We start from the raw sequence: 13,397 nt of genomic DNA on the forward strand, positions 1-13,397 counted from the left end.
GCAGCGCCCTGAGCCCCCGGAGGGCCTTCCGTCTTATATATTTGCAATTTTCAAGGTTCGTTTGAGCCTGTTTTTTTCGGCCCAGTTTTTCATAGATTACTTGACACTACCCGGTATAGTTGACGGAGCAAAAGCTTCTTTTGCCCCCGGATACGGAAAATCCTCTCTTTTTTCTTCCCCGTATCTGAATATCTCATCAGCTTTCGCTGTGAAATCCCCCTAAAGCAGCTTATAGATTATTCAGCTCTTTTACTCTGTGACATGCCACAAAATGATCCGGTTTTACTTCCACTAGTTCCGGTGTTGCCTCGCGGCATGCATCTGTCGCGTAACGGCATCTTGCCGCAAACCGGCATCCAGGCTTTGGATTGATCGGGCTCGGGATCTCTCCCTCGATCGGAATCCTTTTCTTTTTCTTTTCTTCATCCGGATCCGGAATCGGAATCGCTGACATCAGTGCCTTCGTATACGGATGAAGCGGCTCAGAGTAGAGTTCATCACTTGACGCAAATTCCACCATATTTCCAAGATACATAACACCTACACGGTCAGAGATATGTTTTACCATGGAAAGATCGTGTGCGATAAATAAATAAGTAAGGTTCTTTTTCTTCTGAAGTTCGATCAGAAGGTTAACCACCTGTGCCTGAATGGAAACATCCAAAGCAGAAATCGGCTCATCACAGACAATGAATTCCGGTTCTACTGCAAGTGCTCTTGCAATTCCAATACGCTGTCTCTGTCCACCTGAAAACTCGTGTGGAAAACGAAGCGCATGTTCCTTGTTTAGTCCAACCAGTTCCAACAGTTCATGAATCTTCTGCTTACGTTCTTCCCCTTTATAAAGACCATGAATATCAATTCCTTCACCAATAATATCTTCAACCGTCATACGCGGATTCAAGGAAGAATATGGATCCTGGAAAATGATCTGTGCGCGCTTTGTAAATTCCTTTTTCTCTTTACGATTTAGGCTGTGGATATCAGTTCCATCAAAGATAACCTGTCCGCCTGTTGCTTCATAAAGCCCCATAACCGTCTTGCCGCAAGTTGTCTTACCACATCCGGACTCACCTACCAGTCCCAGCGTTTCCCCTTTATAAATCTTAAAATTGACGCCATCCACCGCCTTCAGTGTCGCATGCTTTCCAACCTGGAAATATTTCTTTAAGTCTTTTACTTCAATCAGTACTTCTTTTTCTGCCATCTATTTCACGCTCCTTCTGATCATACCTTCCGGAAGACCGGCAACATCAGCTTTCGGGTGATGCAGCCAGCAGGAACATTCCTGTGAATCACTGAATCGTGTAATATCCGGATATTTCTGACGACATACGTTCATTCCATATTCGCATCTCGGTGCAAAAGAACATCCCACCGGCGGATTGATCAAATCCGGCGGAGTTCCTTTCAGAGAATACAGAGTTGCTTTGTTATTTGTATGAATCTTTGGCACAGAATTCAAAAGAGCTCTTGTATACGGGTGTGTAGAATGGTAGAAAATCTCATCTACTGTTCCACGTTCTACAACCTTGCCGGCATACATAACCTGAATCCTGTCCGCAACACTTGCAACCACACCGAGGTCATGCGTAACAAGAATCACGGCCATATCGAGCTGCTTCTGCAGTTCACCGATCAGTTCCATGATCTGTGCCTGAATGGTAACGTCCAGAGCGGTAGTCGGCTCATCAGCAATCAAGACCTCCGGTTTGCAGGCCAGTGCAACCGCGATCATAGCTCTCTGTCTCATACCGCCCGAGAATTCAAACGGATACTGCTTCATTCTTTCTGCCGCATTCGGGATTTTAACCAATTCCAGCATCTGAAGCGCTTCTTTTCTCGCTTCTTCTTTGGATACTTTACGATGGATCAGAATACTTTCCATAATCTGATCACCAATTTTCATGGTCGGATTAAGGGATGTCATCGGATCCTGGAAAATCATGGAAATCTTGCTTCCTCTGATCTTCGTCATCTGCTTTTCACTATAGTTCAGAAGATTCTCGCCATGGAAATAAATAGCAGATTCTCCATCTTTTTTAATAATCGTATTTGACTCCGGAAGAAGTCCCATGATTGCTTTGGACGTAACCGTCTTTCCACATCCCGACTCTCCTACAATTGCAAGTGTCTCCCCCTTATTCAGATAGAAGTCCACACCTCTGACTGCGTGTGATGTTCCTGCATAAGTGTTGAAAGAAACATGCAAATCTTTCACTTCTAACAATTTTTCACTCATTTTCTTACTCTCCTACTGTCTAAGTTTCGGGTCCAATGCATCTGAAAGTCCATCGCCGATCAGATGGAAAGATAACATCGTAAGGACAATCAGCAAACACGGGAAGAAAAGCTGATACGGGTAGAACATCAAGTTCTGCTGTCCTGCACTTGCAAGAGCACCCCAGCTTGTCTCCGGCGGTCTGACTCCAAGTCCGATGTAACTAAGGAACGCCTCACTGAAGATGAATCCCGGTACAGACATTGTAATGTCGACCATGATGATTCCCAGTGTATTCGGAAGCAGATGCTTGATGATAATTCTGCCTGTATCTGCGCCCAACGCCCTGGATGCCTGCACATAATCCATTTCCTTAATCTGCAGGATCTGTCCACGTACCATTCGAGCCGTTCCTACCCATGCAGTAAGAGACATGGCAAATACCAGTGAAAATAAACTTCTTCCCATAACCATGGAAAGGATAACTACAATGATCAGATACGGAAGGTTTCCGATAAATTCACAGACACGCATAATCAAATCATCGACGATTCCGCCTTTCAATCCGGCAATCGCACCAACCAGAGCTCCGATCACAAACATAACGAGTGTACAGCAAAGACCGATATAAATCGAAATACGTCCGCCTACGCAAACTCGTGTAAATAAGTCTCTTCCCATATCATCCGTACCAAACCAGTGCTCTGCACTTGGAAGCTGATTCTTCTGAGAAGCATCAATAAACTGATAGTCCTGACCGGAAATAGTAGGACCGGCAAACAATAAAACAACAACCAGAACTAACAGTACAAGTCCAAGTAATGCCAGTTTGTTCGAGCGGAATCTTCTCCACACATCCGCCCAGTATGTAAGCGATTTTGCTCCGATATCTTCTCCCGATAACCCTTCGGTACCTACACGTTCGAATAAGTCTTCTGACAGAGACATATCTTCCATATTATTAACACAATTCTCGTTCATCTCTATACCTCACTTATTTCTCACCTTTCGTAACACGAATTCTCGGGTCAACGACACCGTACAGAATATCTACAACAATCAGTGCTCCTACATAGAGCATCGCAAAGAAGATGGTAAGTCCGATAACCATCGTGTAGTCATTATCAGACACGGCCTTCACATAATAGAAACCAAGTCCCGGAATAGAGAACATTTTCTCAAGAATAAAGGATCCTGCGAACACACCTGCCACTGCCGGTCCAATCATCGTAACGATTGGAATCATAGAATTACGGAGTACATGCTTTTTGATAACTCTTCCCTTTGTACATCCTTTTGCTTTGGCAGTAACAATGTAATCTTCACTGATTACAGACAATGTACTGCTTCGCATATATTTTGTATAAGAGGCAATACCTCCGATTGCATAGGCTGCTACCGGAAGAATGTAATGCTTCAATTCTCCCCACCCAAATACCGGTACCAGCTTCCATTTAAACGCCAGGAAGTACTGCAGCAGCGCTGCAAATACGAAACTCGGCACACATATGGCCAGTACCACCAGAAATCGTATGACATGGTCCACCGGCTTTCCTCTGTTCAAAGCAGCAATCAATCCCAGCGAAATTCCTATCGTTGCCTGAAGTAAAATCGCAATAAGACCGATCTTGGCCGAAACCAGCGTATTTGTTTTAATAACGTCATTTGCGGTCTTTCCGGTATAAATAATCGATTCCCCAAAATTTCCTGTCGTAATAAGATTCTTCATATACAGGAAATACCGTTCTACTACCGGTTTATCAAATCCGTACTTTGCATTAATGATTTCCTGGGCCTGTTCCGGCATCTGTCCTACTTTAGCAGCAATCGGATCCCCCGGTGCGCCTGCAACCAGGAAAAACGTAGCCGTCGCGATAAGAAACAATGTCAATATCGCATAAGCAAGCCTCTTTCCAATAAATTTCAACATTTCCCTTTTTCCTCCTTCGCACGATTTCTATGCGTTATCTTTTTGTTTTGTGGCATTATAAAGAGTCTCAGGAACAATCATATAATGATCACTGATCGCTTGTACAATCGTATCAACATCTTCCTGCCTTTCAAACTTTTCCAATATATACTGATGATTCAGTCCCAGCACATCATAAGGCATCATACCCTGTGTTTTCATTGTATGATACGTTGCTGTATTGGCCCCCTGGAGTGATTTCCACATTTGATATAATTTCTTGCATCCGGCTTCCTCTACAATCGCCTCGTGGAATTTTTCATCTGCAGTAATAATTCCATACAAATCCTTCTCTTCAGCCCTTTCTCTAAGTTCCCCAATAGACTGACGCAATTTTTCAAAACCGTTCTGACTCATCTTCCCGGAATAGATCTTCACCGCAAGCCCTTCCAACGTGGAACGAATCAGGTAAGATTCTGACATCTCTTCATGTGTCAGGACCTTCACCACACACCCTTTATGTGGAACATAGGTGACCAGCCCTTCCTCTTCAATCTGTCTAAGTGCCTCTCTGACCGGTCCCCGGCTGACTTCATATTTTTTTGAAATCTCTTCCTCAATGATACGTTCTCCCGGCTTGATATCTGCCCGGAGAATCTGCATTCTCAGAATCTCTGCAATCCTCTCACGCAACGTTCTTTTCGACAATACAGGTTGTTCCATATCTGCCACAAATTCAGCCTCCTTCCTTTGCTATTTTTTCAACAATCTTGATAACATTATAACTTTAATATTGTAAATTGTCAATTGTTAACAATTTAAAGGGTAGCTTATCATTGCTTTTTTCACAAACTGCACACAAAAACAGTGTGGATTTTGTGCATTTTATCTTATATACGCAAAATCCACACTGTTCTGTTTTTGTTTTATAGCGATAAAAACTGCAAAAGCATCTCTATCTTGAGTCTGGAAATCCGATCTTCCAATTCCACATCCAACAGTTCCTTGATCTTGGCAATTCTCTTGCGGATCGTATTGATGTGTACATACATTTTCTCTGCTGTAATGCTAAAGTTCATGTTATTTTCCAGATAAATCTTCAAAGTCTTCAAAAGTTCTCTGTTCTTCTCATCTTCCATAAGGATCCGGTACTGGCTCAGCATTTCCTCCAGTTCCTCTTCTTCAATATCGATCCATGCATATGGCCCCAGCATCTCATAATCCCAGATCTGTTTTTCTGCGAACAGCTTCCTGCCCATCGTCATCACTTTCTGGCATTTCTGCACACTCTTCTTCAGCGACAGCAGATCCACAGAATCACGGCATATCGCAAATTCCAGCTCCATATTGCTGCATTTTTCTCTGACCTTAAGCCGGAACTCTTCCAAGACATTCTCCAAATATTTCAGACTGCACATATCTTTTTCCTGTGTATCCCAGAGAATCATTCCATTGTTCTCATCCAAAAACGCAAATCTCCCAAATTTAGATACCGAGCTGTCCTGAAAAGCTCTCACAAAATTCTTACGTTCGTCTCTGGCATTAACAGCTGCATCTTTCGTCTGGGCAAACATCATACAGATATATTTCTTCGACATGGGAATGCCATGCTGGCTTGCCTGATAGATCAACCGGTCCTTGTCTTTCTCATCATAATTCAGAGCATACAAAATAAAGTTCTCAAATCCGATATTTCCGACACTTTGTGCAACCATGATCTGTTCGTACACCGATTGAAGTTCCAGGAACGCAATCCGAATCGAATACTCATCGCAATAATCTATAAATTCCTTTGACTCCATGACAACAAAGTAAGCCTGCACCACTTCATTCATGACAATGGGAATCAGAATCCAGCTGATCCTTGGACCATCCGGGCTTTGCGGATCGATCAAACGGTATCTCATCATATTAATATGTTCACAGAGAATATGTCTTGTGTGTTCCATGGAAGGATTCCAGTAATCCTCATCCTTCAAATGGGAATCATCCGATATTCTTCTGAAGTTTGCAGAACTGTAATACGCCTTTTCTTCGCTGATATCATAGAGAAAAGCCGGGAAATGCATCTCCAACTCTACAGCCTGAAGAATTTTTTTGATTTTCCTTTCTTTAAAATCCAGATTAGACAGCTGAAACACACTGTCATTCTGAATTCGGAATCTTCGAAATGCCTGGTTCATCACAGTCACATTAATCTGATTAATGACATCCATGAACGCAATTTCAAATGGCATGCTGATGAGCGGTACATCGTGTTTCTCAAACAATTCGATCACATGCTCCGGAATCTCATCCATGTATCGCGCCCTCTTAATCATAAGTCCGGCTGTACGCTGCATGATCCCGTTCTTAAATCCGTCATCCAAACAGTGAGGCTCCTTCGAAAGCGCATATCCCGACGTCATCGAAAGTTCTTTTCCCTTAGCCCATCGAAAGGCATCCGGAGAATCCATAACTGCGATTCCCTGCACTTCTTTAGACAATCCATTCTTTCCGGCCACCACATGAAAATCTTTAAAAAAATCCAAGGCCAACAGTTGATACAATGCTATTCCCATATTTCTTTCCACCTTTTGTAAAACAAGCCAATCCAATTGTATCCAAATTTAAAACAAGTGTAACATTCGCCTTGACTTGATGTCAAGAATACGATTGTTACACTTATTTATGATTCATGATTTCTCCGGACTAGCCTTCATACATCGGAGTATATTCATCCTTCTTTTCTTCAAACTCTTTCAAGATATCTTCCCGAACTTCCGGCTTATTATAGAGATCATATGCAATTCCGGCAATAACCTGCGCAGCACACAGCGCTCCTTTCTCTCCAAGGGAACTACCGGCTGCAGCTGCCGACTGCCAGGTATGCGGAGCCACACCCGCCGGCCAACAGGATGTCGATATCGCACACATCGGCATCATATGACTGACATCTCCGCTGTCGGAAGATGCAGTAAGCGGATTGATCTCATACAGATTGCGCGAATTCAATTTCCACACCATCGGCTTTCCTTCTGTCTCATACAACTTCTGCGCTTTCTCTTTGTCTGCGTCGGAAACGGATTCAAGGAGTCGATTGGCGAATGCCATTTCTTCTTCGTCAAATACAGGCAGTTCTGCCTCTTTCAGATTTTCATAAGCCAGATCTCCAAACGCATGATTTTCCTGCATTTCACAGCATCCATAATCCACTTTCATTTCCACCTGGGTTTCTGTCATAAGTGCTGCGCCTTCCGCCACTTTTCCAACTCTTGCAAGAATCTCTTTTACGTCGGAAATGTACGGTGCTCTCACGAAGTACCATGAACCCGCTCTCGGCGGAACGATATTCGGAGCAAATCCACCGCTGTCTGTGGTGTAATGAATTCGTGCTTTGGATGTCACATGCTCTCTTAAATAGTTCACACCTACATTCATAAGTTCCACTGCATCCAGCGCACTTCTTCCAAGCTCCGGTGCAAATGCCGCATGAGAACTTCTGCCTTTAAATTCAAAATGTGCAGATGCACTTGCCAGATATCCATTGTCATAGACCATGTTCGCACTCATCGGATGCCAGCTGATCGCAAAATCACATCCGTCAAACATATGATAATATGCCATTTTCACTTTTCCACAGAGAAGTTCTTCTTCCGGACATCCGTAAAAACGTACCGTTCCACTTATTCCTTCCGCTTCCAGATAACGTTTTACTGCGATCGCACCGACTGCTGCCGCGGAACCGAGCAGGTTATGCCCACATCCGTGTCCCGGTGCACCCGCTTTAACCGGTTCCTTTTTGTCCGTCACTTTCTGTGAAAGTCCGGGAAGCGCATCATATTCCCCTAAAATTGCAATCACCGGTTTCCCAGATCCGTATTCTGCATAAAATGCATGTTCCAGATGCTCTTCATTTGCAATATGAAATCCTTCTGAATCCAAAAGCCTGCGGAAATAATCTGCCGAAGCTTTTTCAGTCCCACCTACTTCCGGATTTTCCCAGATCGTTCTGCAGGAAGTCCGAAGAAGTGACTCCATTTTCTTCACCTCAAGATGAAGATCTTTCTTTTCCATTTTCATTTCACCCTCTCCAATACAATTCTAAAATCTTACGCTTTCTTCTTTGTATTATTTGACATGGTAGCAAATCCAACTGCAATACTGATAAATACACAGCCCAGAGTTCCAAGCCAGTTAGAAGCGCCCGGAAGCCAGTTGAAAAGACCGATACCAATTGCAAAGTAAAGTGCAAATGCGATGACAAGCATAATCAGGCTATGTTTCACCATCTTTATACCAAACTGAACCATAAGTGCACCAAAAAGTGCCGGAAGCAGATAATTAAGTGCCGTCTTAACAGTAGCAGGAAGCATAGACAATACGCTTGTTCCAAGAATGGCTCCGATTGTAAGAACAGATACATTAATAATAATAGAAACAGCCATACCTAAAGTTGCAATAATAGATCCCTGCTCGGTACCCGGTTCAACATCCGCTGCCACCTGTGCCATACTTGCACACGGTACACGCATGTTTGAAATATTACCGGAAAGGAATGCCATGTAGGTTCCTGCGGTTCCAAGTACCGGATAATAAGAAATCGGCTCTACAAACCACAGAACTCCAAATGCGCTGACACCGCTGATAAATGCGGTCAAGAGCGCTGCCGGTTTTGGAAGGATTCCGTAAACAACTGCAAGTGCGATTGCCGGTGAAAAAGCTAATATAACTCCCAGCACGCCGGTAAGCTTACCTATTTTATTTACCTTAGGCATATATTCGTCTTTATAGAAATTATTGCTCATCTTATCTTCCTCCTTAAACCAGTGCAGTGATGATCATTGCACCCAGAATCGTAATTGTCAGGGCCCATTCTTTCAGCCATCCGATATTTTTCTTATTGGCAACGGTATTCAGTACAAACATGATAACTGCTCCGAGAATGCATGCCAGCATGTTATGCCATGCGGAAGACATTGCCACTTCATCGGCTTTTAATACCATTGAATAGAACGGTTTTGAAATATGGCTTGCAACCATGGCTGCAAATACACCGATGATCGCACAGTTTGCGATGGTTGAAAGTGTACCGGAGTTACCTTTGGAAAGCTTATGCTCAATCTTATCCATCTTGTTTGCTGAGAAAGTTGAGAAAATTACCCAGCCGACAGAGCAGAGAACCATGGTCCATACTGCCATGGCAAGAGCTTCCTCAGTCATTGGATCTGTACCAAGCGTTACACCTACTGCTGAAGTACCAAGTCCTGCTGCGATAGATTCAAACATAACAGAACCAATCATAGAAAGGCGCATCCAGCCTACCGGTCCTCCTACCGTTACTAATAATGAAAGCATTCCGCTGAGTACCACGATGGATGGACCAATTGATGTGATGGCACTGCTCTTCATTGCCTTCTTCATCTTGTCCTCACCAAGTCCCATCTTCTTTCCTGCACCGTACGCCCCTCTCGCAAAAAGAACAGCCTGAATCACTACGAGTACTACCGGAATACCACAGGCTATCCACATTGGGATTCCATTTGCAATCTGCATTACATCCATTTTTGTCTCCTCCTTCTAATAACTTTTATCTATAAGTTCTATTGATAATCATAATGTTTTTATTTCCCGATAAAAATAAAGAAAATTTCACTTTTCTTTAACTTTCCTCTAACAGTGAACATTTTTTCACTTTTTCATTCAAGTACTGTGAAAAAGTGTACATTAAAAAATATTTATACCATTTTAGAAAATATATTTCTTACACTTTGATAAATAAAAAGGTATTCTATTATAAAGAACACGATAGCTGTTCAGACCCAGGCAGTATCTTCGAGGCTGGCTCTGAGCAGAAAAAGGAGGTCTATATGAAAAATCAGATTATGCTGGAAGCAGAAAAGATCAAAGACGAGATGATTGCATGGAGACGCGAACTTCATCAAATTCCGGAACTTGGTCTTACTCTTCCGAAAACGGTAAATTTTGTCACAAAGAAACTGGATGAAATGGGAATTGAATATACGGTCTATGAAGAAAGTTCCAATATTGTTGCCACGATTGGGCACGGAGACGTATGCTATATGATCCGCGGCGATATGGATGCCCTTCCCATAGAAGAAAAATCCTGCGAATCATTCGCTTCTACAAACGGATGCATGCACGCCTGCGGACATGATATGCACACGGCAATGATGCTTGGTGCCGCAAAACTGATCAAGGCACATGAATCTGAATTAAACGGTGTTGCAAAGCTTCTGTTCCAGTCAGCAGAAGAAATCTTTGCCGGAGCAAAGGCAGCCATTGCAGGCGGTGTCATGGAGAACCCACATGTTGATTCCGCGCTGGCTCTTCATGTATTTTCTCAGAAACCTCTGGGAACACTTGGCGGCCACAAGGTTCCTGCTGCCGGTGTTTACGGTTTCCGGATCAAACTGACCGGGCAGGGCGTACACGGCTCCTCACCGGAGCACGGTGTCGATCCGATCAATACGGCAATCCATATCCATCTGGGACTGCAGGAACTGATGTCCAGAGAAGTTTCCGGATTTGATGAGGTCGCTTTGACCATCGGCAAATTCCACGCAGGAAGTGCTGCCAATATTATCCCGGAAACAGCAGAACTGGAAGGCACACTCCGCGTATTCGATCCGGTACTTCGTGAGAGAATGATCCAGAGGATTCATACCATCACGCAGAATATCGCCGAGGCCTATCGCACCAAAGCGGAGATTGAAGTCCTCAGTGATGTACCGCCTCTTGTATGTGACGAACAGGAAAATGCATGGAGCCGGGACGTGATCCATGAAGTCGATGATTCTCTTATCGTAGATGAATTCCACGCAATGGGATCGGAAGATTTCGCTTGTATCTCCGAACTGGTACCGGCAACCTTCTATATGGTGGGAGCCGGTGTGGAAAATCCGGACGAAAGACTGCCTCAGCATAATCCGAAGATCCGCTTTAATGAAGATGTTCTTCCGATCGGAGCCGCTATCTATACAACAGCCGTATTAAAAAAATTAAGTAGATAAGTCATATTTGAATACACAACCAGAGTCCTGCAAAATGCCTCCCTTCTCAACGATCAGGCATTTCACAGGACTCCTCCTCTTTTATTTATTCTGTTTTTTTCTGGATACTTCTGCCGCACCTATAATTCCGGCACCACTTACAAACAACAGAATCATCCACGGCATAACTGCATTCGTGTCTCCTGTCTTTACAGAGCCATTGCCCTTTCCGTTTATCTTATCAGACGGTTTTGCATCACCCTGGTTACCAGTATTATTATTACCAGCATTATCTTTATTGTCGGAATTGTTTTTTTCCTCAACAATTTTAGCCAGCATTTCTGATACATCTGATTTTACAGAGCGTAATGTATCCATTTCTTCTTCTGACAGACTTCCTGACGCAATTAATGCATCAATTTCAGTTGCCAGACGTACGATAGCTTCCTTATCTGCAGAGGTTACAGTCTTTCCTTTATATTCTTTAACTGTTTCTTCAATCTGCTGAATCTTGTTTTCTATGGTCATTGAATGAATCGTAGTATCCAGTTCCATCTTAAGACCTATTGTATCACGGCGTTCACGAAGTACATCAATTGTACTAAGGTTATCTACCGGAGCATCATCCATTGATACGATCGGAGTCAAATTCTCAAATACAGATCCTTCCAATGTTGCGCAGTATTCATTAAAAACTATTTACACATCTTAAGTCAGATGTTGCTCACAATCGCAGTAATCAATGCTTTAAACTGCACAGCCACGCGGTCCGCCGTCTCCTGAACCTCTTTGTGATCAAGCTGTTTCGTTGACATACCTGCTGCTAAATTCGTGATACAAGAGATACCGCACACTTCCATTCCCATATGACGGGCAGCCATTGCCTCGCATGCCGTACTCATTCCCACGGCATCTGCTCCCCAGCTCCTGCACATCCGAATCTCTGCCGGCGTCTCATAGGCCGGCCCGGTGAGCTGTGCATAAACGCCTTCCCGAAGCGAAATTCCAAGTTTCTCCGCCTCTTCCCTGATGATTTCACGGATTCGCAGGCTGTATACCTCACTCATATCCGGGAATCGCGCTCCAAGTTCATCAATATTCGGTCCGATCAGCGGACTCGGAACCGCTGTCGTAATATGATCGGTGATCATCATGAAATCTCCCGGCTTATAGTCAAAGTTCACTCCACCTGCCGCATTGGTAAGAATCAACTTCTTCGCTCCCATCATCCCCATCAATCGGGTCGGAAGCACCACATCAGACATCGGATATCCTTCATAATAATGGACGCGTCCCTGCATGACAACGACCGGAACCTCACCCACATATCCGAACACAAATCTTCCTTTATGCCCCGCCACCGTTGATACCGGAAACCCTTCAATCTCTGTATAATCTACGGTTTGTTCTATCTGAATTCCATCTGCGTAATCGCCAAGCCCCGAGCCGAGGATCAGCGCCACCTCCGGCTGAAAATCCGTTTTTGTTCTTACACTTTTTAAGCACATTTCCAGTTTTTTGTAAATGTCATTCATCGCAAGCCTCCTTCTCCTAAATCAATTTTCTCTGAAACGATTTTCTTTAATCCTTCATACTGTTCTTTGCTGATCAGGATCTGATTACCCTCCTTCGTGATCAGCCCTTCTTCCTGAAATTTCTTCACACCCCTACTCACACTCTTTACGCAAAGTCCCGTCTCATCCGCCAGATTCTGCCGATTTCCCTTGACATGAAGAATTCCATTCTTACTGTATCTCTCATAGCGCTCAACAAAAAGCAGCGCCAGCCTGTCAGATCCCTGCATGAAAAGGAACAGACGGCTGTTCCGCCCCTCTTTGAGAAGATATTCTCCGACCAGTTTTGCCTCATGCTTCAGTGACTGAATATCCGAATACATCCATTTTTCAAATTTATTTCTCGGGAGCTTTACCACCACACAGTCAGTCACAGTACGCAGCGTGGTCATGTATTTGTCCAGATCCATCAGAAATTCCATTCCTCCGAACGCGTAGACCCGGTTAAACTGCATAAAATCGTATGGCGTCCCGTATACCCGATAATCAATTGCTTCGATAATGCCGCTTCCTATAAAAAATATCGTATCTGCCGGTTCCCCTTCTCTTACAAAAATGGTTCCTTTTTTCAGTTCTTCTATCTGAAAGTTCTCCATAAGCCACAACGGAGCACTTTTAAAATATTCTTTAAATTGTTCCTGCCGCTCTTTTTCTACATCCTTCAAGAACGGAAGTGCATCATACAAATAATTATGTTTCAC

14 protein-coding genes are annotated in these 13,397 nt (G+C 43.7%); 2 read left to right on the forward strand and 12 right to left on the reverse strand.

The annotated features are described in order from the left end of the window. Nucleotides 1-223 (forward strand): hypothetical protein (locus tag ACTNBR_RS08210; RefSeq protein ID WP_441042694.1); only part of this gene is annotated, 223 nt, incomplete at its 5' end. 6 nt (nucleotides 224-229) lie between these two features. Here the strand turns inward: ACTNBR_RS08210 and ACTNBR_RS08215 are convergent. From ACTNBR_RS08215 to ACTNBR_RS08255, 9 genes are all read right to left on the reverse strand, one after another. After that, nucleotides 230-1,207, reverse strand: a complete 978-nt coding sequence (locus ACTNBR_RS08215; RefSeq protein ID WP_441017674.1) for an ABC transporter ATP-binding protein — start codon at nucleotides 1,205-1,207, stop codon at nucleotides 230-232. Beyond that, on the reverse strand, nucleotides 1,208-2,242 hold the full coding sequence (locus tag ACTNBR_RS08220; RefSeq protein ID WP_441017672.1) for an ABC transporter ATP-binding protein: 1,035 nt from the start codon (nucleotides 2,240-2,242) through the stop codon (nucleotides 1,208-1,210). Between the two features lie 12 nt (nucleotides 2,243-2,254). Then, nucleotides 2,255-3,202 (reverse strand): ABC transporter permease, encoded by a 948-nt coding sequence (locus ACTNBR_RS08225; RefSeq protein ID WP_441017670.1) that lies wholly within the window; start codon nucleotides 3,200-3,202, stop codon nucleotides 2,255-2,257. A gap of 13 nt (nucleotides 3,203-3,215) precedes the next feature. After that, nucleotides 3,216-4,151, reverse strand: coding sequence for an ABC transporter permease (locus ACTNBR_RS08230; protein WP_441017668.1), 936 nt, complete (start codon nucleotides 4,149-4,151; stop codon nucleotides 3,216-3,218). A gap of 27 nt (nucleotides 4,152-4,178) precedes the next feature. After that, nucleotides 4,179-4,853, reverse strand: coding sequence for a GntR family transcriptional regulator (locus tag ACTNBR_RS08235; protein ID WP_441017678.1), 675 nt, complete (start codon nucleotides 4,851-4,853; stop codon nucleotides 4,179-4,181). Nucleotides 4,854-5,056: 203 nt separating this feature from the next. Continuing rightward, the gene (locus ACTNBR_RS08240; RefSeq protein ID WP_427807459.1) at nucleotides 5,057-6,691 is read right to left on the reverse strand and encodes a PucR family transcriptional regulator; all 1,635 of its coding nucleotides are present in this window, start codon (nucleotides 6,689-6,691) and stop codon (nucleotides 5,057-5,059) included. Between the two features lie 130 nt (nucleotides 6,692-6,821). After that, on the reverse strand, nucleotides 6,822-8,192 hold the full coding sequence (locus ACTNBR_RS08245) for an amidohydrolase (RefSeq protein WP_441017666.1): 1,371 nt from the start codon (nucleotides 8,190-8,192) through the stop codon (nucleotides 6,822-6,824). A 29-nt stretch (nucleotides 8,193-8,221) separates the two neighbouring features. Continuing rightward, nucleotides 8,222-8,917 (reverse strand): hypothetical protein, encoded by a 696-nt coding sequence (locus ACTNBR_RS08250; RefSeq protein ID WP_427807463.1) that lies wholly within the window; start codon nucleotides 8,915-8,917, stop codon nucleotides 8,222-8,224. 13 nt (nucleotides 8,918-8,930) lie between these two features. Next, nucleotides 8,931-9,674, reverse strand: coding sequence for a DUF5058 family protein (locus ACTNBR_RS08255; RefSeq protein WP_441017664.1), 744 nt, complete (start codon nucleotides 9,672-9,674; stop codon nucleotides 8,931-8,933). Nucleotides 9,675-9,979: 305 nt separating this feature from the next. Here ACTNBR_RS08255 and ACTNBR_RS08260 point away from each other — a divergent pair, with 305 nt between their 5' ends. After that, a complete protein-coding gene (locus tag ACTNBR_RS08260) occupies nucleotides 9,980-11,143 on the forward strand; it encodes a M20 metallopeptidase family protein (protein ID WP_427807467.1) in 1,164 nt (387 codons plus the stop codon). A gap of 81 nt (nucleotides 11,144-11,224) precedes the next feature. Here the strand turns inward: ACTNBR_RS08260 and ACTNBR_RS08265 are convergent, their stop codons facing one another. From ACTNBR_RS08265 to ACTNBR_RS08275, 3 genes are read right to left on the reverse strand one after another with little or no spacing between them, the layout of a single operon-like run. Continuing rightward, on the reverse strand, nucleotides 11,225-11,794 hold the full coding sequence (locus tag ACTNBR_RS08265; RefSeq protein ID WP_441017662.1) for a hypothetical protein: 570 nt from the start codon (nucleotides 11,792-11,794) through the stop codon (nucleotides 11,225-11,227). Nucleotides 11,795-11,835: 41 nt separating this feature from the next. Then, nucleotides 11,836-12,657: a purine-nucleoside phosphorylase gene (locus tag ACTNBR_RS08270; protein ID WP_427807471.1), complete on the reverse strand. Its 822-nt coding sequence runs from the start codon at nucleotides 12,655-12,657 to the stop codon at nucleotides 11,836-11,838. Next, nucleotides 12,654-13,397 (reverse strand): Crp/Fnr family transcriptional regulator, encoded by a 744-nt coding sequence (locus tag ACTNBR_RS08275; RefSeq protein WP_427807473.1) that lies wholly within the window; start codon nucleotides 13,395-13,397, stop codon nucleotides 12,654-12,656. Before ACTNBR_RS08275 ends, ACTNBR_RS08270 begins: the two co-directional genes overlap by 4 nt.

Source organism: Bariatricus sp. HCP28S3_F11, from assembly GCF_052065395.1.
Lineage (GTDB): Bacteria > Bacillota > Clostridia > Lachnospirales > Lachnospiraceae > Allocoprococcus.